Here is a 355-nt window from a genome sequence, read left to right on the forward strand (position 1 = left end):
ACACAATCAACAACAAAAGAAACTCGGAGCAGCTCGGAGTGAATTTTAACGCAAAGGAGCCAAGTTTTTCGCTAAGCACGCAAAGTTATTTTAAAAATTTCTTCAATTCCTTCCATCCGTGTTCCAAAAACTTGAAACCTGAAACCTGTACCCTTACCACCATCAAATTAAACCCGTTACATCCGTATCAGCTTTAGCTGACCATAAAATAAAAAACCCGTGTAAATCAGTCAAATCAGCGTCATCTGCGTTCCAATACAAGCGCAGCGCTCTCTGTGCAGCTCTTTCAACAAAATCCACATCAAAAGAAACTCCGTGCAGCTCGGTGTAAAACTTAACCACAAGGAACACAAGG

General features: G+C 41.1%; 1 protein-coding gene. It reads right to left on the reverse strand.

From position 1 onward, the window contains the following. Positions 1-162: 162 nt before the first annotated feature. Positions 163-355 (reverse strand): hypothetical protein (locus B4I81_RS03755; protein WP_291107766.1); only part of this gene is annotated, 193 nt, incomplete at its 5' end.

The sequence above is a fragment of the Flavobacterium sp. UBA6195 genome, assembly GCF_002422095.1.
In the GTDB taxonomy this organism is placed as follows: Bacteria; Bacteroidota; Bacteroidia; order Flavobacteriales; family Flavobacteriaceae; genus Flavobacterium.